Source organism: Paenibacillus terrae HPL-003, assembly GCF_000235585.1.
Classification (GTDB): Bacteria; Bacillota; Bacilli; order Paenibacillales; family Paenibacillaceae; genus Paenibacillus; species Paenibacillus terrae_B.
The window spans coordinates 80506-100327 of record NC_016641.1; the positions used below are offsets into that span (position 1 = coordinate 80506).

Below are 19822 nucleotides of genomic sequence, written 5' to 3' on the forward strand. Positions count from 1 at the left end.
GATGGCTATTGGGTTGCATCATGGTAACTTCCTTCTATGGAATCTTTCGTTTTTTCCATCGCCGATATGGAAGAAAGCAAGCCGCTCCACCAAGTATCCCAATGATGAACAGTATCCAGCCAAAACGGTAGGCGGAAGCCAGAATAATGACGACCTTGCCGCTTCCGTTACCACTTGTTATAAATCCGGTGGTCACTCCATTCACCGACAGACGGGCACGCTGGGTTTCACTTCCCAGTCTGAATTCCCACAGTGGATTGGGCGACTCGGTTACTCGAATCAGCACCTGCTGATGTGCCGGATTATACAGCGTAAAGCTGCGTTCCATGGAATTTTCACGAGTAGCCTGAATACTTTCTGAAGCATGGGGAGCCGTAAAAAAGGTTTCCATATCCGTCCCCTCAAACAGCGTAAGCTGATCCACTGTAATCATCGCCTGATAAGGGATAATGGAATAATTCTTCATTTGAAATAAGCCTGATTGCTTCTTATGGGCATGGGCCAAAATCTGAAACTGCATAAAGGCGGTACCTGCCGGAGCCTTCACAATCTGATCATAATGATTCCATTGCTCCTTATCCCGCTCCTCCACCTCGTTAATATAAGAGGTCTGGAGGATTTGGGAGGCTTTATTCAAAAAAATGACCTTCATATGCCGACTTCCAATTTGCTCCGACCGCGCATCCAGTTGTACAGCATACTCTTGCAGCGGCTCAGCCTTCATCTTCTTCGACGCATATATATTCCAATCACATGAATAGCTCGGTGCGTAACGAATGGACAACCCCTCGCCACCTGATGACACACTCGTCTTGCCAGGCTGAATATCCGCCACGCAGCCTACATCATTGCTTAAAGATTCCTTCGTGTCATCCTCTGGCATAACCGTCATTTCCTGCGCAGCCATCCGATGAATATCTCCATATCCGCTCATGGACGGCACCTGACTGTCCAACACCAGCGTTAAGCGATATTTCCCTTTAGTTAAAAATAGATCCTTGAACTCTACACGTCCATAATTGTTCAGCAGACCGGGAATTTGAATGATTTGTTTGGCAAAGCCATCCTGATTCGGCACCGTTTCAATGACCTGTTTTTCGGATGAAGAGGTAACGGGCAACCGCGTATACGATTCACCTGTATGGATCGTTCTTGTCAGCACCTTACCTGTCTCTTCATTCGTCCATTTCATTGTCAATGCCCCCTGATACCCGGCAGGTAAATCAGCCAGAATAGCTGTGGAATAGGTGCCGGTCTTGGCGATCTCCACGTCCCTGCTTAATGCCCCTTTCTGATAGCTGATTCCCCGTCCCATGCTGAGCCTCGGCAGAGCACGCTCTGACTGTACATTGCCTTGGGCGTTAAAATCGCTCTCGGCCTCCAGGGTGAAAAAGAGCTTGCCTCGCTTCAACGCCTGCTCCACCGGAAATGATAGCTCATCCAGTTGGTCTACAGGTACAATCGCAAATTGATTGACCGCATTAAAGCCTTGCAGGTTATTCACCGTAATCGGGGTATCCCCTTTGGGAAAAGCATGCTCCCCCAGGTCAACCCATTGGAACTGGTTCAAGCCTTCATCCTGGGTCTTGATGTCGACCACTCCGCCCGGCAGCGTAACCTGCAGCTTCCCGCCTGCCTTATTCATAAACACTCTCGCATAGACATGGGAGGTTTGCGGCTGTTCCAGCTTTTTGTGCATTGTAAATGCGTTAGGCTTACTATATTGTCCTAAATCACGTAATTGGATATCATGAATCCACCAGTAGTTCTTTTGCTGCGGGCGTTGCAGGGTTAACAAATCCATTCGCATCCAATAGCTGCCCGGCGGGGACACATATTCCCCGTAAAATTTCACACCATCAAAATCGTATCCCTCTGAAGGTGCCACGACATAGCTAACCCCCAGCTCACGCATCTGCTTATCATAAAATCTCATTTTAACATGCATTTTGTTCGTGCCGCGTCCAGAGACGGTGATCTGAAACTGGTACGGGTTATTTTCCTTGGCTTCCAGCAAACCGGATCTGGCGACCTGCCATATATTACTCGGGTCTCCCTTCATAATCTCGCCGTGCAGGGTCGGCACATCATTCAATTCCTCACGCGGGTTAGCCTCCACGCTGAACAACTGCGGATTATCCGGTTTGAAAAAGGTTTCGGTCCGCAGCATGGAATCAAAATCCACGACTGTTTTCCCCTCAATACTGCTCATCTGATAAGGGGCCACATCCAGCTTCTTACTAGCAAAGGTGACAGCAATTCCAGCGTCCATTTCCATATCAAACGGGAAATTCCGTATATTTTGGGACGATAAATACCATAACCAATCGTTGGTCGAGGCGAAGGTTTTGGACCATTTTAAAAAGGCGTTTCCATCTTCAATGACATCAAACGGCCGCAAGTAATCCTCTGCCGGAAGCTGTGACAACAGCAAATCATTAAAGGAGGCTGCTTCCACATAATCCCCCTTGTTGACCGTCTGAATGGTTTTTAGCTCAGGCTTCAATGCACTGAATAGTACCCCGAAGCGACTAAAATCAAATCCAGGCAGATGACTGTAGCTCTCCAATCGGCTAAAGCCATAAGGTGTCACAATTTTGCTCGTTAATATGTTCATATAAGGCGGGGCCTGATCCAGATTAAATATGGAAAAAAGTCCGTTCTTGTACGTGCGCTTCAGCCCGGTCTGACCCTCTAGCTGAGACAGGTGGAAATCCTGCCGCTTCTCCTGTCCCTCATATTCGTCATGGTAGACTAGCTGATTGGTCCCAAAAGTGGAAAATAGCCAGCCTAACCGCGAGCTTAGTCCGTTGTCCAGTAAATACTCCAGAAAGTTCACATAGTATGTAATACCAGGGTCATTGCCTTCATGATGAAAGATTGTATTTTTAGGAGAAGAGTAGACCTGAAAATCTCCGGTTGCCTTCTCGGTTGCTGTCTTACCCTTATTCCATTTGGGCGTGGCTACTCCGTTAAAGCTCTGAATCATATTATCGGCAATCGGAAAATACAAGGCTTTGCTGTCAAAGCGATCCGGGTCTGTCAGCTTTTCAGCCACTTGACTGTAAGACTCCGGCACTTGAACAGGCTTGTAATAGCCCTCAATAAATTGGGTACGCAAGGGTGCAAAATACACGCCAAGACATAGAACGACAACGAAAAGCGCCAGCTTTTTATACACTCGTTGCAGCGGTGATGATCCAAACCACTCCATAAACTGGATTACACCGAAGGTCAGCAGCACCCCGAAATTAAGGGCAATCAGCCCGATAAACTTGTTGGGATCACGGAAAACCGAGCCAATCACAGGGGTCTTCGTAACCAGAATGACAAACCACTTGGCAATGGACGGAAAGGTTGTCCCGGTGGCGGCAACAAGAAACAAAAGCGTAAGCAGCGAAAAGATCAGAATGATCGGATTTTTGTGTGAGCGCGTCACCATCGCATAGCCAATCAAGAGCAGTAAAAATCCCCCTCCCACATAAAACATCGCAGGCAGTGAGGAGAAGGAAAACATAGGCCACCAATAGCTCAGCAAATAGCCCACATTGTATAAGCTGCTGTTACGACTGAACAGGGACAGAGTATCGACGACGTTGATATTATGCTGGGACGCCTGGGCATCCATCACCATACTGCCGAGATACAGGGACAACCAATAAAAACTGAGCAGGCCGAAGAACACGCCAAAAATGATCCCCTTACGCAAAAAATTGCCGTATAACGGCTGTAGGTAGGTGCGACCGGCCTTGCGGTGCGTCCAGGTCAGTTTGATCAGCAGGAGCGTGGTGAACAAGCCCAAATAAATCATGCCGAAGAAAAAATAATGAATGGCAGCGGCGCTAACGGTAAATACCGCAGCCAACAGGAACAAGTCTATCCAGTTCCGCTGGTACAGCTTGTGAGGATTATAGTTTTTAATTTGCTGAATTTGAAATTTGGGATCAACCGCGCTGAAAAAGAAGCGCAGCATTAACGGGAACAAGCTATATCCACAGAGCAAATAGATATGCTGAATGCGGAAAATAACCCACGGATTCAGTGCATAAAACAGTGCGCCGATCATGATGGCAAAAATACGGGTTTTCGTAAAGCTCGGTGAATAATATACACTGACCAGCCGCTTGGCAAAGGCATACATCGAAAATGCCGAAACAAACAGCAGACCCGTGATAAACGACTTCAGCAAGACCGGGCCGCTTTCTCCGAATAGCAACGAAAGTCCATAGAAGGGCAAGATATAAAGGATACGGGGAGCATTGAACATGGTAGAGGTAGACCACCGTTCGTTCCATACCCCCATAATTTCCTCCAGATACCGATGAGAGGTGGCTCCAAAGGCAATATCACTAAATACGATTTGCCCTGGTCCATAGATAGGCGCAAGATATACGCCAATCGCAGCCAGCATCAGCAAGATTGCTGCCATATCATAGCGGTATCGAAATATCCATTTTCTCACCATGCCTGGCCCCCCCTCTCTTGAAATTTCCGATTATCTTCTCAAACGAACGATTGCCTGCAAGCCTTGATCCGTATTACGCAGCTTTAAGCGGCCACTGATCGTCTTTAGATAGGCATCCATATGATACAGGCTGAACGTATGCTCTTGCGAGTTTTGGGAATAGTCCGGCTGGAAATAGCTCCAACGCATCTTGTCATCGATACCGCCGCCCGTATCCTCAATGGTAATAACGATTTCTCCTTCTTCCAGCCGCGAGCTGACCTTAAGCACTTGAGTCTGCCGCTTGGTGCGCAGACCCGTTCGGCTTCGATCCTGATCCTCTGGCAGCTCATCCGCTTGGCCCATTGCCTGCACCGCATTTTCCAGCAATCCCTGAATCGTCTTGTACAGCATCGGCGCTTGGGCTGCGATGGACGGAACAGGTTCTTGCCGCAAGATGACCTGAATATTTTTCATGTTAAACGAACGGCTCGCCCATTTCAGCGATTCTGACAACACTTCATTCATATCTGTGAAGCTGATTCCGCTATTGTCGTGCATCTTCTCTTCCAACTCGTCACGCAAGGTGCGGACTCCAGTCAGCAGCCCTCCCAGTGAGGATTCCTGTTTGAGACGTCCCTGAATGAAATTTTCATTCAGCTCACGGAAATATTCCAATTCCTCATGGGTTGCTCCCTTTCCCTGACTGGAAGCTGCCTCAAAGCGGTTCGCCAGATCATGATAAAAGCCTAACAGCTTCAAATCGTCTCCGCCTGTCAGGCGCGTAGTCTGCTCTTGCAACTCTTGTAGCCGCTGCTCAATCGTCTGCATTAACGGCAAGTAATACGTATCCTGCTGCTGACGCATATCTTCATCCCGTCGTTGGTCCCACACCTGATTATTCACGAGCGTATCCTTCACGATCCGTCTGCGAAACTGTACAAACATGGCCCACAGCATAAACAATAGCACAATCATGACCAGCCACACCTTTTTGCGAAAAGAGCTTATCCGCTGGGCAGTGTCCTGACCAACATTCTTAACGGAAATGTAAAGAGCCTCTTCCCCAATGCGGCTGAACCCTATTCCGTGCTTCACTCCCTGATCTTCCACAACGCCCGTATTACCCTCCAGCAGCCTGCGGGTCACGCCCGTAATGTCTGTCCGATTAATATCCGGTGTGTTGAGGGAAGCTACAACCTTGAATTGTGCATTATAAAATAAAGTCTCATGCTGATTGACCGGTTTACTCTTGATGATGCCGCCGAGCATACCGGAGTCAATGGTACGCACCATAAATCCGCCCGTCTGCGCCCCTTGAATCCTGCATACGATATACTGCACAGGCTGATGGTCCTCTGTCACAAAGGGGCTTGCGGCGCAGCCGTTTTGCAGCAGTTTAATTTGCTGTACCGCGCTTTTCATCTCACGGTTGTCACGTCCGGCGATCACACGATACTGTTCATCCAGCACATAAAATGCCCCGCTTTCACGCTTAAAGCCCTCGGTATACTGACGCGTCCCCTGATTCAGTATGTTTTTGCCAAGGCTGGAGGCCAGATCATTCAGTTCACCCTGCCATGCCGCGTAATGCTCGGATATACGACTAGACAATTCCTGTACTTCGTACTGTAGCTGCTTGTCCTGAATGTCCGCCAATTGACCGCTGAACTGTCGAACAATAAACCACTGAAGCACGATGGCCAGAAGCATGGTCATACCCAGAACTAGCAGGTACAAGATTAGCTTTTGCCAACCCGGTTTCAACAAAGCCCATCGTCTCATGCTTCCCTGTCTCCTCCATTCGGTTCGATTCGGCCCAGAATAGCCTGCATCAGACACTCCAGCTCGTAGCTGACCAGCGGAAGCCGTGCGCACAACAGCCGGGGAGTCCGACGCTGGAGTGCGGCAAACCTCGCAGCGGTTTCCGTTGCCCCATCCGTCAACAGCAGCAACTCGCAGGTTTTTGCAATATATAAACGATCCAGCTCTTCTTCGCTATACTCGCGCAGATCAATAATGTAAATATCATGACGATCGTCCATATGCTGAAGTGCGCTGGAGACGGTCAGGGTTACTCCCGCATGCCGTGCAGCATGATACTGGTGAAGCAGACGCATTCCTTTTTCCCAGAGCGCATGCTCAGCCGAATCGAATCGTTCACAAAACAGACGCAGCGCTCGTTCTGTATTGACATCTTTCAAAAATGCCAAAACGCTGATATTATACATGTAGTTCCTCATTTCTTACTTCCTGATTGGAGTTGCGCAGTTCATATGACACCCCAAAACATTCTATTTGTTGACGACAGCCCTATGGTTTTGTCCCTGCTTGAACGGACATTGTCGGAAGAAAGGTTCACCTTACATACTGCTCATACCACCAAAGAAGCCTTGCAGGTGCTGGAGCAGCACCCCATTGATGTCGTGGTTTCCGATCTGCTTATGCCTGGTCTGGACGGGATTACCTTCCTTCGCATGATCAAGGAGGATTATCCCCATATCGTGCGGATCATTTTGTCAGGTCACCTGCATACGCAGACCATTTTATCCGCGATTAATCAAGTGGGCGTATTCCGCTTTTTGACCAAACCACTGGAGCTGGATGATGACACACTGAAAAAGATCCTATACGAGGCGCTTGATGAAGCCAAGCTCAACCGAAACCGCCTGTATGCACACCAGAACGTGGCTTCCAACTTGTCGGTATTTTTAGACAGCATTCTGAATGCTCCATACCGACCTTATGTGCTGCTCAATGAGCAAGATATCGTAACCGCTGTACATGTTGCACTCGCTGAGCTGTATCCTGTCGGCAGCTCGCTTCGTCATCCTGAACAGGAAGGCATTCAGTTAACTGCACACTCACTGTATATACCGTATGATGAGTTGGAATCTTCCGATCTCGACCTGTACACGGTGGATACGCTGACCCTGGGCCGTTCATCCTTACGCCTTATCCGCCTTAGCGAGATCGCCTGAGTGACGGGCGCCGCCCTTTAACACGGCGGCTGCCCCAATCACGGTCAGGCATGCATACATCCACAGCATCCCCGCCGTTAGCAGCGGGTGACGAATATAGCTTTTCAGATTGCTCCATGTATATAGCACTGGACGGAAAAAGTACCACCGTTCCAGCGCCTTCCGCAATCCACCCTCCTCAGACGACAGCGTACGATCCATCACCGAAAAGTAGTAAGCTTTTTTACGTAATACATCACGCAGATAGACTTGTTTTTCATCATGATATACACGTGTAAACACCGCCCGCCGGATGACTCCGCCAGACTCTATATAACGCAAGGTCGGCTGTATTTCTTCAAAAGCAATCTGCTCTGCGTTAAATCCGCCTGTCGATTCATAAGCGCTCATTCGCCAGAAGCGCGCTGCTTCAATCGAACGTTTTCCCAAGGTGTCACCCGCGTTGTTAATCACATTCCGCTCAAAGACTTTGACTTTGGAAAAAAAGTTGGCTGCTTCTGAATAGGCCTCCTCGGGAACGACCAATGCGCCGATGTCCTGATGATGGTCAAAAAAGTCGATGCTCTGCTGAATCAAATGCTCGGCTAAAATCATATCGGAATCCAATACAAGTATGTATTCGGCACCCAAACGTCCGGCTTCCTCAACCGCCTTGACTCTCGCAACTCCTCGCTCTCCATGAGGAAGCTCCAATATCGTTACGGGTACTGGACTCCCTGCGGCTAGCGTACGAATCGTCTCCACCGTCTGATCCTCCGAGCCGTCATCGGCAATCACGATATGCAGATCCTTGTAATTTTGCCACATACAGCTCCGCAAACAAGGCTCTATCGTCTGTTCATTGTTGTACGTGGAGAAGAGAATGACCACTTTGTCCACTCTGTTCCGCCTCCTTTACCCATTCTCCGATCAACTGCTCAAATGCAGCTGCCGTATGATCAAAATGAAACCCCAGCGCATACTGATACGCCCGCTCACGCATGGCCATATAGTCTTCGCCGCCGTTTGCTGCTCTTTCCATTTGTTCAGATAATCCCCGGACATCGCCGTGAAAGCATAGGTATCCGCTTTTCCCAAAATCCGTCGCGTCCACCAGTCCGGGTGAATTACTGACGATGCTGGGAGTCCCCACAGCCGCTGCTTCGGTAATCGTCAAGCCCCAGCCTTCACGCAAGGAAGGGAAGACGAGCGCGTGGGCGCGACTCATCAGCTCCAGCTTATGCTCTGCTGAAACGAATCCGTAAAAGGTAATATCCGCTTGTGATTGTCCCTGTTCATCCGGTTCTCCGTAAGTCAATCCATACCGTTTCATAATCGGCAATAATTGTTCTGCCACATAGGTTTTATCGGTTTTTCCAGCGATCCATAACATAGCCTGAGGAAATTTTTTCTTGAGCCTTCCAAAAGCTTCAACCACCAGATCAATGCCTTTATATTTCACAAAGCGCCCGGCGTACATAAAGGTCGGATTGGACTCCTTGGTTAAGAATTGCTCCCGAGACCAGTGTTCAAACTCAATGCCTTCAGGCAACAGATGAACACGATCCGGGTGAAAGCCCAGCTTGAGCAGATCATAACGGGTAGAAGGGGATACGGTGATTGTCCGATCCTTACGGGCAAGCTTGAGCATCCAGGGCTCCAAACGATATCCGATATGATTCAGCGGGAACCCGGCATTTTCAAACCATATTTCCCTTGTTAGCTGATGTATAAAGAAAATTCGCTTGGGCGCCTCCACCCAGAAACGGGTGAAAAACTGATGTGTATTCGCCTGATTAATCACATAATCAATATGCTCGCGATGATGGCGATAATAGCGCATGGCATAATAAATGACGCTATAAATGTTGCCTTTTCGGATATACGTAATTCCGTCTATGATTTCTTCCTCGGGCATCCCCTCGAGCCTGGGCGAAAAATGAATAAACTGAAAACGGTCTTGCTGTGAGCGTTTGAGCATTTCGTGGGTAAAAATTTCGGCTCCCCCGCTTTTAGGCGAACGAATGTCACGCCAGGAGAGCAACAGAACTACGGTTTTACCATCCTGTTCAGGTATTGTATTCACGGGTTGAATCCCCCCTTATCTTTATTTTGAACAAATATACATAGGCATCTACCACAAAGTAGAGAGACATGGCACCGAAAACAATCAATTCAGATAGCAGAAATTCAGACGGGTTTTGATGCGCAATATGAAAGGCTGCCAATAAAGTCACAGCTCCGGCCAGCAGCCCGAACATAAATTTGCGTCTGCCCACCAACACATGCACATGAACAAAGAACAGCACGATAGAAAACAGCCAATACACCCATCCTCCCAGCGGAAGATAGGCTTCTGCCGACTGGTATGAAGACCCGAATAGTACGGGAATAGAGGGTGGGAATACAAAGGTGGTGCCCACATATACACAGATAGCTGCAACAGCCATTAATCCGGCATAGACGGCAACCAGCTTGCCCAGGGCTTGGCGATCATGACCCTGCGCACCGAGCTTTGGAATAAAGGCGGCAATCAGGCTGTACGACACGTAATAGACCAACTGGCTGTATTTCAGTGCAATCGCATAGCCACTGGCCTGTTCGGGAAAATAATGCTGCACATATAACATGTCAATAGAGATGCAGAACAAAATAAATAAATTCGTAATAAGACTATCCGTAAAATCCTGGCCCAGTGATTTCCATAGTCCGGAAGGTATACGTTCCTTGGTGTGACCGAGTAAGGATAAGCCCCGAACCGAAACAGCCCAGCCGTGAAGCAGCGACAGCAGCATCCCCCCACAGCTTGCCAGCAGTAAGGCTTCCAGCTTAAGTCCTGATGCAGCCAGCATAAAAAACAGGCTCAGCTTTCCTAAAACCTCAATGTAATAGTTCACATTCAGCGCCAGCATGCGTTCCCTGCCCTGTAGATCTCCACGGCAAGAGCTGACGAGAATATGCAGCCCTACCAAGCCATACAGCATGAACAGCGGGCTGGACTCGACACCTAATAGCGAGCGCAGCAGCGGATGAAACGCCAGCAAAATGACCATGGCAAGCGCGGTTAGCAGCAGTGGTGCTTTTAGCAATAGGGAACCGAGTGGCAGTCTACGCAGTGGAAGCTTCTTATCTCCCTTGGAGACCAGTTTGGCTGTTAATAGCTGAATAGACAGGCCCAAAACGGACAAAAGTGCAAAGAGGGCCAGCAGCGCATTCGCCTGACCATAAGCTTGTCCGGTAAGATACCAGCTCGCTGCAATATGGAAGAAAAAATTAAATCCGTTCAGCAGCACATTAAATAGAGGAAACATCAACGTTCGCAAGCGGTTTGTCACGTTCTTATCTCACCCGCCGATCCAGTCGCCAAATATCAATGATGGAGCGCAAAAAACGAATGGAATCTTTCCAGACATGGATGTGCGATCCATCCCGGTCAATACACTTGACAGGTAATTGCAGCACTCGAAGCTGGAGTCGCTTGGCGATAAACATCATTTCCAGATCCAGCGCCAGCCCGAGTTGTTCCTTCAAATGCGGGAACATCCGCTTTACAGCGACCGAACTCATCACTTTAAGCCCTGTTTGGGAATCCACCACGCCTGTCGGTAAAAAAGGCCGGGAAATGACACGTTTGCCAAAACTGACTACAGACCGTAATAAGGAACGGTTTTCGGCTGTCATATCCTTGGTTCCAATCACCACATCATAGTAGCCCTGCCGAACGACATTAATCATTTTGGCGATATCCTCAATAAAAAAGGAATCGTCCGCGTCCACAAATACGTAGTAATCCGCGCCGATGGTGCGCATCCCTTCCAAATACGTTCCAGCCTTGCGGGTATTGCGTCCCAGTTCCCTGGTTTGAAGCAGCGGGCTCAGATTCTGATTAATCCGGTTCACGGACAGGTCTGTCGCCGCCTCCAGCGCTTTGATCAAGGCATTCGTACCATCATGACTGCCATCATCAATGAGATAAATAGAGCCCTCCACAATATGACTGCGGATAAAGGCTTGCAGCCGTTCAGCAAACTTCTTGACATGCACAAAACGCTGCTCCTCGTTATATACAGACAAGATGAAAGCAATATGCTGGCTTTTGGCCGAATACTCGGGATAGAGCAAGCTTTGAATTTCGGAAAGCATCTCTTCGTTGTCATTGGCTTGCCAAAACAGCAGGCGCAAACGACCTATTCCGGTAATCTGCACCATATGCTGATCACTGAACGGATGCGATACATCCGTCACCAGTAACAGTGGCATCTGCGGAAAGCGACTACGGATCTGATTCGCTACCCGTACAGCCTGTCCAGGCTCCCTGTAATCAATCAGGCAGCAGCATGCGTCTTCATAGACTAAAGTGGCCTCCTGATCCTCGCACTGTATATACTCGTAAAAATAAATCACATTGGGATAATCAATAGCCCTGTGGTTATCGCTAAAAATGGCTATAGGTCCCTGCACACAAACATCTCCTTTTCCTCCGGGTAGTTCTATTTTGTTGAAAAGGAATTAAAAATGTTTGCTTATAGGGATTAAACATGGCTGCTAATCCTTCATATTTTTTTAACAAAATATCTGACATACCATGATACATATGGATAATGTCGAATTGAGACTGATATTTCACATTTAGCAGAAAACAAGCATTTAGACCTACTTTTCCCTGTAAAAATAAGTGTCAAAAGACCTCGCACTCCATTCTTCATATATAGTTCTTTTTGATCAAAACCCGAATGAATTATGGTTATTTTGTCATATAAAAATAGGCGAATAAAACAGATTCACACGTCCATACTATGGACAACATGTCATCTTTCGTCACGAATAGTCATTAATATGAAGTGAAAGAAGGTTATTTCTATGGAAGCATTTTATGTAAATAAGGACGGATCATTATCCACCCCGCTACGGGGAAAGGATGTATTAGCCAATCCTCTTTTGAACAAGGGGGTCGCTTTTACCGAAGAGGAACGCAAAGAACTGGGTCTTGAAGGAATTCTTCCGCCAACCATCCTTTCTCTGGAGAAACAGAGCGTCCGGGCGTACCAGCAATTTTTGGCACAACCGACCATGCTGCGCAAAAACGCTTTCCTGAATGACCTTCACAATCGAAATGTCGTGCTGTACTATCGGCTGCTAACCGACCATTTGAGTGAGATGCTGCCCGTAGTGTACACACCTACGGTGGGGACCGCGATTCAGGAATATAGTCATGAGTATAATCGCCCCGGAGGCGTCTATTTGTCGATTGATGACCCGAACGGCATCGGACAAGCATTCTATAATTCTGGCTTGACTGGTGAGGATGTGGATCTGATTGTAGTGACGGATTCCGAAAGTATTTTGGGGATCGGTGACTGGGGAGTGGGAGGCATTAATATTGCGATTGGCAAGCTGGCTGTGTATACGGCTGCGGCAGGGATTCACCCAGGGCGGGTGCTGCCGATTGTGCTGGATGTGGGCACGAATAATGAAAAGCTGCTGAATGATCCGCTGTATATCGGCAACCGCCATAAACGGGTTCGCGGAGAGGCTTATAACCAGTTTATCGATACCTTTGTCAGCAAAACGTTAGCTCAATTCCCAAAGGCACTTTTACATTGGGAAGACGTGGGTAGTGTGAATGCACGCCATATTATTGGAAAATACGGCCAAAGCATTCTTACATTTAACGATGACATCCAGGGTACGGGAGCCGTAACCTTGGCTGCAATTCTCTCGGCAGTAGGCGTCACCAAGGTTCCGCTGCGTGAGCAAAAAGTGCTTGTCTTCGGCCCGGGGGCAGCGGGAATCGGCAACGCCGACCAAATCCGGGGAGCCATGATCGTGGACGGCCTTGCAGAGGAGGATTCCTTCAAGTCGTTTTGGGCATTTGATTATCGCGGTCTGCTAACAGACGATATGGAGGATGTATTGGATTATCAGAAACCGTATGTGCGCAAAAATGAAGAAGTCAGCTCATGGACCCGGTCTGATGACGGCAAAATACCGCTGCTAGAGGTCATCCGTCAGGTGAAACCTACGATATTGATCGGAACCTCCGGCGTAGCAGGTGCCTTTACAGAAGAGATTATCAAAGAAATGACCAAGCATGTAGAGCGCCCAATTATTATGCCCATGTCAAACCCCACGAACCTTGCAGAAGCCGTTCCGGAGGATTTGATCCGATGGACAGATGGCAAGGCATTGATCGCTACCGGAAGCCCCTTTGAACCTGTCAGCTATAACGGAACAAAATTTGAAATTGGACAAGCGAATAACGCCTTTGTTTTCCCAGGGCTTGGTCTGGGTGCGATTGTGGTCAAGGCTAAAAGAATCACACCCGCCATGTTTACTGCTGCGGCAGACGCTGTTGCCAATGGGGTGGACACCGATAAACCCGGAGGTGCATTGCTTCCCAACATCCGAAGATTACGGGATGTATCGTTTGCCGTTGCTGTTGCAGTAGGAAAAGCCGCGATTCAGGATCAGGTGGCTCAGGCACGCATTTCAGATATCGAGCAAGCCGTTCGGGATGCGATGTGGAAGCCGGAATATGCGAAGGTAAAAGCAGTGGAAAACGTAATACAGCACCCTCATTAATAGGGCTTTCAGGAGGAGCAATCCATGAGTGTCGGACATATCTTTTATATTTTGGTGCCTATTTTCTTCGTCATTATTTTAGGGTGGTTAGCAGGCCATTACAAAAGCTTCGATGCCTCTTCCTCGAAAGCCTTAAATTCACTGGTTACCAAATTTGCGCTGCCCGCGCATTTATTCATCGGCATTACGACCACCAGCAGGAAATCCCTTATAGAGCAATGGCCTTTCTTGCTGGCTCTGTTCATGGGTATTGTCGGCTTTTATGCAGTCCTCCTGCTGTTGGGCTGGTTTGCGGGGAAGCAATCGGTAAAGGATGCATCCATGTTTGCTTTGAACTCGGCCCAGCCGACGTTTGCCTTTATGGGCATTCCAGTGCTAGGTGCCATCTACGGTTCCTCTGCTGTAGCTATTCCGATTGCGATTACGGGGATCGTAGTCAATGCCGTTCTTGATCCGGCGGCTACCATTATAGCTACCGTTGCCAGCCGGAACTCAGGCAAAGAGCGGAATGGTCCCCTCGGAAAGCTTATTTGGGACTCCATTCTCCACGGTTTAAGAGAACCGCTGGCGCTGGTGCCGCTGATTGGTGTGATTTTGACCCTGTTCGGCTTCCACTCCCCTGATTTGTTGAACAAATCGTTCAATCAAATCGGGGATATTACGTCTGGGGCCGCTTTATTCGCGGTCGGTGTGACCATTGGCGTGCGCAATATCAGTTTCAGCATAACCGCCATTGCCATCGCGCTGTTAAAAACGATTGTACAGCCTCTATTAATGCTGCTGATTGCCTACCTGTGCGGCCTTTCATCTGCCGATACGGTGAAGGCGGTCTTACTCGTCTCCTTCCCAGGCTCAGCTGTCGCTGCCATGATTGCTATGCGTTTTGAAAGTCTGGAATCGGAAACGGCCTCTGCTTTCGTCATCAGTGCCATCATTTCACTCGTTACACTGCCTGTGCTCATTTCCCTGCTGGTGTAAATCATTTCCTATTAGACATTGGAGCTTGCCGCAAATTCCTTCGTGTAGATAGAACTGACCATTAACACTAGAGTGACTCCAGGTCAAGCACAAACTGCCGCAGAGCGAATGGATGACGGTTTGACATAACGTATGAACGAATGTACAGTAATAGTCAAAAGAATAGGAAGTCCACTAGGGGAGCCGCTTATGGCTGAGACAAGAACGTATCTTGGACCCTTTGAACCTGATCTAGTTCGTACTAGCGTAGGAAAGTGGAGCCTTCGTATATAAGGTCCCTCGTGCTTTTTTGCGCATTGGACCTATGATGAAGCCGCTCCAGTTTTCGGGGCGGCTTTTTAGCGCTGTTCCGGAATTGCATTCTTGCGGGACTTCCTGCTCTTCATTTTGTTGGAGGTGGGGAAATGAGCTTTACACAAGAGCTCCGTCGGCAGGCGGACGGCATTTTTCAAGCGATTTTTGAGCATCCCTTTGTGAGAGGTATTGCTGAAGGGAGTTTGACAAGAGAACAGCTGATTCACTATGTAAAACAGGACTTTGAATATCTGAACGCCTACATGCGGATATACGGCATTGCGATCTCCAAATGCACGAGCCGGGAGGACATAGCTGCATTTAACGAACAAATCTCTTTTATCCTCCACAGTGAGATTCATCCGCATCAAAATTTCTGCGCTGTCGCAGGTGTGACCTATGAAGAGTTGCAGGGATATCCGCTTTCTCCGTCCGCTCATCATTATATCCGTCACATGCTGACAGTCGCGCATGAGGGCAGTCTTGGCGAGATCATGGCCGTGCTGCTGCCGTGTCCGTGGACATATCTTGAGATTGGCCGCAGGCTGCTGGATGAGGTTAGACCTGACGAGTCCCACCCGTTCTATGAATGGATCAACTTCTACCAGTCTGAAAATCTAACAACCAAGTTTCGAGAACGTGTGGATGCTTGGGCGGAAGGCGCAACGGCTGCCGAGCGCGAGCGGATGATTGAGTATTTTATGCTAAGCTGCCAGTTGGAATATATGTTCTGGGATATGGCTTATAAGCAGGAAGAATGGCCGGCCCAGATGCAGGCTGCGGTCGGGTCAACGATATGAGTACATGGGAAAAGGATTGTTCGGAGCTTCTGACAAAGGTACACAGCAACAACCCCCTCGTTCACAATATGACCAATGTGGTGGTCACCAACTTTACGGCTAACGGCCTATATGCGCTGGGCGCTTCGCCGGTGATGGCTTATGCACCCGAGGAAGTTGCGGATATGGCAAAAATAGCAGGTGCCGTCGTTTTAAACATCGGTACGCTGAACCGCGAACTGGTCGATGCTATGATCACTGCCGGACAATCGGCGAATGCACATGGCGTTCCGGTTCTGCTAGATCCGGTCGGTGCGGGAGCAACGCGCTTTAGAACGGAGTCGGCATTGCGAATCCTGAGCGAAGTCAACATCTCACTGGTACGGGGCAATGCGGCCGAAGTCGCCCATCTTATCGGGGAAGCCCATGAAATTAAAGGCGTAGACGCTGCTGAGAGTGCCAGTAGCAGTCATGTCGATCTGGCAGTTCGGGCTGCGCGGGCGCTTAATACCATCGTTGTCATCACTGGAAAAGAGGACGTCATCACCGATGGGGCCGAAGTACGAATGATTTGTGGCGGGGACGCGCTACTTACGAAAGTAACCGGAGCAGGCTGCCTGCTGACCTCTGTGTTGGGTGCCTTTGCTGCCGTTGAGCCTGATCTGCTGCTCGCAGGGACAGCAGGCTTGGCATTTTACAGTGCAGCTGCTTCCCGAGCCGCCGCGCTTACAGCAGAGCAGGGACCCGGCAGCTTCCAGATTGCCTTTCTCGATGAGCTTGCCAAGCTGCATGCGGGCTCGCTGGAGGGCCATGTATCGATTCGTGAAGCCGGAACAACGACAGCAGGTGGTACGCGATGATAGACGTTCGTGTACCCAGAGCACTGACGATTGCCGGCTCAGACAGCGGCGGCGGGGCCGGAATTCAGGCCGATATTAAAACCTTTCAGGAGCTTGGCGTATACGGCATGTCGGCGATTACGGCCATTACCGTGCAGAATACCTTGGGGGTTCATGGCGTATATCCGCTGCCACAGGAAGCGGCAGCGGAGCAGATCGAGGCTGTAGGATCAGACCTTGGCGTGGATGCCCTGAAGACTGGCATGCTGTTTGATGCGGGCATCATCCGTCTTGTGAGCGGGCAGATTCGAAAGTTCGGCTGGGAAAAGGTCGTCGTCGATCCCGTGATGATTGCCAAGGGAGGCGCAGAGCTGCTGCAATCGGAAGCAGTGCAGGCTTTGCAGGACGACCTGCTCCCCTTGGCTCTGGTTGTTACGCCGAATATCCCGGAAGCGGAAGCCCTGACAGGGATCAGCATCCGTACGATGGAGGATCGCCGCGAGGCTGCGAGACATATTAGCCATATGGGCCCAAAATTCGTCGTGATCAAGGGCGGTCACGCTGACGAAAGCGAGAACAGCGGGCAGATTGTTGACCTGCTCTTTGACGGAGCCACCTTTACAGAGCTAAGCGGCAAGCGGGTACGGACTGTCCATACACACGGAACAGGGTGTACCTTCTCGGCAGCGATCACCGCCGAACTAGCAAAAGGGATGTCTGTACCGGAGGCTATCTCGAATGGTAAAGCCTTTATCCAGGCGGCGATTGAAGAACCTTTGCAGCTTGGACAGGGACATGGCCCCACCAATCATTGGGCCTTCCGCCGTCGTCAGGAGATGCTTCTATGAGCAGCAGAATATTGTCAGAGGCGGTGCGCCGCCATCTACAGATGTACCTGGTGCTTGGAAGCGTGAATTGCCTCGCGGAACCAAGCTGGGTTGTGCAGGAGGCTCTGGCTGGCGGCGCAACCATGGTCCAGTTCCGGGAAAAGGGCCGTGGTGCATTAACAGGCGCCCCTATGATTGAACTGGCACGCCGGCTACAAGACCAGTGCCGCCGTATGGGGATTCCCTTCATCGTGAATGACGATGTAGAGCTGGCTCTTGAGCTTGACGCCGACGGCGTTCACATCGGCCAAGACGACGAATCGGCCGATTCCGTCCGCGAGCGGATCGGAAACCGGATTCTCGGCGTCTCCGCCCATACGATTGAGGAAGCCCGCCGCGCCATCCTGCAAGGTGCAGACTATCTCGGCGTGGGGCCCATCTATCCGACCATCTCCAAGGATGATGCCAACGCCGTGCAGGGTCCGGCCATATTGCATGAGCTGCGCAAAGCGGGAATGGATGTGCCGATCGTCGGGATCGGGGGCATTACGGTGGATCGTGTAGAGGAAGTGGTACGTGCGGGTGCGGATGGTGTAGCAGTGATTTCGGCCGTGACGCGGGCAGAGCAAATTCGGACTGCGGTCGAGGAATTGAAGAAAAAGGTAGTGTTGTACATCTAACATCCGGAGGTGTCTTAAAAACCATACAATAGCAAATGGGAAAGCATCTTGCTTTTGTGGGCAAACGGACCGTTGTTCCAGTCGCTATTGTCTTCAGATGATCAGATACTTTTTGGATAACACAAAAATGGGGAGCGGAATAATCTGCTTCCCGCTGCCCAATTTATTTTCGATTTTGACTTAAAATAAATTTGCTACTTCTCAGCAGCATGAGCAATTCCTTGATAGTGATGAGCAAGGGCTTTGTGATAATATTCTTTTTCGGCAAACTGAAAAAACAACACTGGATTGTTCGCGTTAGCCATTTTCATACGTTCAAAATGCTCCGCCTTTACAAAATTTTGACCAGCGAGTTGATTAGGGTCGTTATACGTATACATATCACGGTAAAAAACTGTATTGTACAAAATATACACTCCCTGTCTTGTTTTGATGTGTAGACAATAACACTGTATGGTAAACACCCAGTTATGGTCACATGATAAGAGCCCAAAGGTCGGCGTGGGGCCCATCTATCCGACCATATCCAAGGATGATGCCCATGCCGTGCAGGGGCCGGTGATATTGCACAAGCTGCATCAAAGCGGGAATAGATGTGCCGATCATCAAACATCCGGGGGTGTCCCAAGAACTATAAAATGCTATGTATTTTCCTTCGTAGTTTCACACCGTTTTTAAATGAAAAGAGCTGTCTCAGTTGTAGAAAAACCTCCAAATTAATTAATTCATCTTGTTCCGATCCCTATTGATCCACCTTTTGATAGAAATAAACAAAAAAGTAAAAAGCGCAACGAAAAAAATGATACCCACTATTACTATAATCAGAGCAGTAGTCATACTTAACAACTCCTTCCTTTTTTGCTCGTATATCCGTGAAGGCTTCCGACGATCTGCACACTGATATTGTATAATAATTGTAAATGGAGTGAGGGGAGAAAACTATGCTGAACAAGCTGAAGAATCCAATTTTTATTTATCTCACAAGAAACATGGTGGCATAAGTCGCTTTTTCTAATTGGAGAATCCCAATTCCTTATTTATAGCGGCGTAACTTTTAAAGAGATCATACAAAAAGAACGGAATTGATCTGTCCCTCTTTTTGTATGTTTACTGCTGTACATAATTCATTTTATAAGGAGGCCTTTATGAAAATACAAAAAAAATACGTGCTAAGTTTCATAATCCTTTTTGTAGTAATCGTTGTTATAAGAGTCATTTTTGCATCTAAAATAACTATAACCTTTAAGGAAGCGGCTTTGGGGCAAGTATATTTGGAAGAAATTGATACAATTGAACTCATTAAATCAGATGATAATTCTACAAACGAAAGAAGATAACCGTGTCAGATCCTAAAGTAATTCATCTAATAATAAATGAACTTTCGCAAGTACAGCTAAAAAAATCCAATTCAGGTTCCCCCTCGTCCGACTCGTACTGGA

Annotated in this window: 16 protein-coding genes and 1 riboswitch; of the genes, 8 read left to right on the forward strand and 8 right to left on the reverse strand. The window is 48.8% G+C overall.

The window, feature by feature from the left end; genetic code table 11:
* Positions 1 to 34: 34 nt before the first annotated feature.
* From HPL003_RS00380 to HPL003_RS00390, 3 genes are read right to left on the reverse strand one after another with little or no spacing between them, the layout of a single operon-like run.
* On the reverse strand, positions 35 to 4462 hold the full coding sequence (locus tag HPL003_RS00380) for a polysaccharide biosynthesis protein (protein WP_052310831.1): 4428 nt from the start codon (positions 4460 to 4462) through the stop codon (positions 35 to 37).
* A 33-nt stretch (positions 4463 to 4495) separates the two neighbouring features.
* A complete protein-coding gene (locus HPL003_RS00385; RefSeq protein ID WP_014277638.1) occupies positions 4496 to 6229 on the reverse strand; it encodes an ATP-binding protein in 1734 nt (577 codons plus the stop codon).
* Entirely contained in the window at positions 6226 to 6675 is a 450-nt protein-coding gene (locus tag HPL003_RS00390; protein ID WP_014277639.1) for a hypothetical protein, read from the reverse strand. Before HPL003_RS00390 ends, HPL003_RS00385 begins: the two co-directional genes overlap by 4 nt.
* Positions 6676 to 6720: 45 nt before the next feature.
* Here HPL003_RS00390 and HPL003_RS00395 point away from each other — a divergent pair, with 45 nt between their 5' ends.
* Positions 6721 to 7425, forward strand: coding sequence for a response regulator (locus tag HPL003_RS00395; protein ID WP_014277640.1), 705 nt, complete (start codon positions 6721 to 6723; stop codon positions 7423 to 7425).
* Here the strand turns inward: HPL003_RS00395 and HPL003_RS00400 are convergent.
* From HPL003_RS00400 to HPL003_RS00415, 4 genes are read right to left on the reverse strand one after another with little or no spacing between them, the layout of a single operon-like run.
* Positions 7393 to 8304 carry a glycosyltransferase family A protein gene (locus HPL003_RS00400; protein ID WP_014277641.1) on the reverse strand — a complete coding sequence of 304 codons (912 nt, stop codon included), beginning with the start codon at positions 8302 to 8304 and terminating at the stop codon, positions 7393 to 7395. The genes HPL003_RS00395 and HPL003_RS00400 overlap by 33 nt on opposite strands.
* Complete coding sequence (locus HPL003_RS00405; protein ID WP_014277642.1) at positions 8264 to 9490, reverse strand: glycosyltransferase family 4 protein; 1227 nt, start codon at positions 9488 to 9490, stop codon at positions 8264 to 8266. Before HPL003_RS00405 ends, HPL003_RS00400 begins: the two co-directional genes overlap by 41 nt.
* Positions 9474 to 10739, reverse strand: coding sequence for an MATE family efflux transporter (locus HPL003_RS00410; RefSeq protein WP_014277643.1), 1266 nt, complete (start codon positions 10737 to 10739; stop codon positions 9474 to 9476). The genes HPL003_RS00405 and HPL003_RS00410 overlap by 17 nt, the downstream gene beginning before the upstream one ends.
* Positions 10740 to 10743: 4 nt before the next feature.
* Positions 10744 to 11865 carry a glycosyltransferase family 2 protein gene (locus HPL003_RS00415; RefSeq protein WP_014277644.1) on the reverse strand — a complete coding sequence of 374 codons (1122 nt, stop codon included), beginning with the start codon at positions 11863 to 11865 and terminating at the stop codon, positions 10744 to 10746.
* 399 nt (positions 11866 to 12264) lie between these two features.
* Here HPL003_RS00415 and HPL003_RS00420 point away from each other — a divergent pair, with 399 nt between their 5' ends.
* The 6 genes from HPL003_RS00420 (at position 12265) to thiE (ending at position 18383) form a co-directional block, all read left to right on the forward strand.
* On the forward strand, positions 12265 to 13986 hold the full coding sequence (locus tag HPL003_RS00420) for an NAD-dependent malic enzyme (protein ID WP_014277645.1): 1722 nt from the start codon (positions 12265 to 12267) through the stop codon (positions 13984 to 13986).
* Positions 13987 to 14010: 24 nt separating this feature from the next.
* Positions 14011 to 14964, forward strand: a complete 954-nt coding sequence (locus HPL003_RS00425; RefSeq protein ID WP_014277646.1) for an AEC family transporter — start codon at positions 14011 to 14013, stop codon at positions 14962 to 14964.
* Between the two features lie 166 nt (positions 14965 to 15130).
* Positions 15131 to 15234: riboswitch (TPP riboswitch) on the forward strand.
* Between the two features lie 134 nt (positions 15235 to 15368).
* Positions 15369 to 16058 carry a thiaminase II gene (gene tenA, locus HPL003_RS00430; protein ID WP_014277647.1) on the forward strand — a complete coding sequence of 230 codons (690 nt, stop codon included), beginning with the start codon at positions 15369 to 15371 and terminating at the stop codon, positions 16056 to 16058.
* Positions 16055 to 16897, forward strand: coding sequence for a hydroxyethylthiazole kinase (gene thiM, locus HPL003_RS00435; protein ID WP_043922519.1), 843 nt, complete (start codon positions 16055 to 16057; stop codon positions 16895 to 16897). Before tenA ends, thiM begins: the two co-directional genes overlap by 4 nt.
* A complete protein-coding gene (gene thiD / locus HPL003_RS00440) occupies positions 16894 to 17724 on the forward strand; it encodes a bifunctional hydroxymethylpyrimidine kinase/phosphomethylpyrimidine kinase (protein WP_014277649.1) in 831 nt (276 codons plus the stop codon). The genes thiM and thiD overlap by 4 nt, the downstream gene beginning before the upstream one ends.
* Complete coding sequence (gene thiE, locus HPL003_RS00445) at positions 17721 to 18383, forward strand: thiamine phosphate synthase (RefSeq protein ID WP_014277650.1); 663 nt, start codon at positions 17721 to 17723, stop codon at positions 18381 to 18383. The genes thiD and thiE overlap by 4 nt, the downstream gene beginning before the upstream one ends.
* Positions 18384 to 18577: 194 nt before the next feature.
* Here thiE and HPL003_RS00450 read toward each other — a convergent pair whose 3' ends face one another.
* Positions 18578 to 18799 carry a hypothetical protein gene (locus tag HPL003_RS00450; protein ID WP_238533430.1) on the reverse strand — a complete coding sequence of 74 codons (222 nt, stop codon included), beginning with the start codon at positions 18797 to 18799 and terminating at the stop codon, positions 18578 to 18580.
* A 729-nt stretch (positions 18800 to 19528) separates the two neighbouring features.
* Between HPL003_RS00450 and HPL003_RS00455 the strand changes: the two genes are divergently transcribed.
* Positions 19529 to 19720 (forward strand): hypothetical protein, encoded by a 192-nt coding sequence (locus HPL003_RS00455; protein ID WP_014277653.1) that lies wholly within the window; start codon positions 19529 to 19531, stop codon positions 19718 to 19720.
* Positions 19721 to 19822 lie beyond the last annotated feature (102 nt).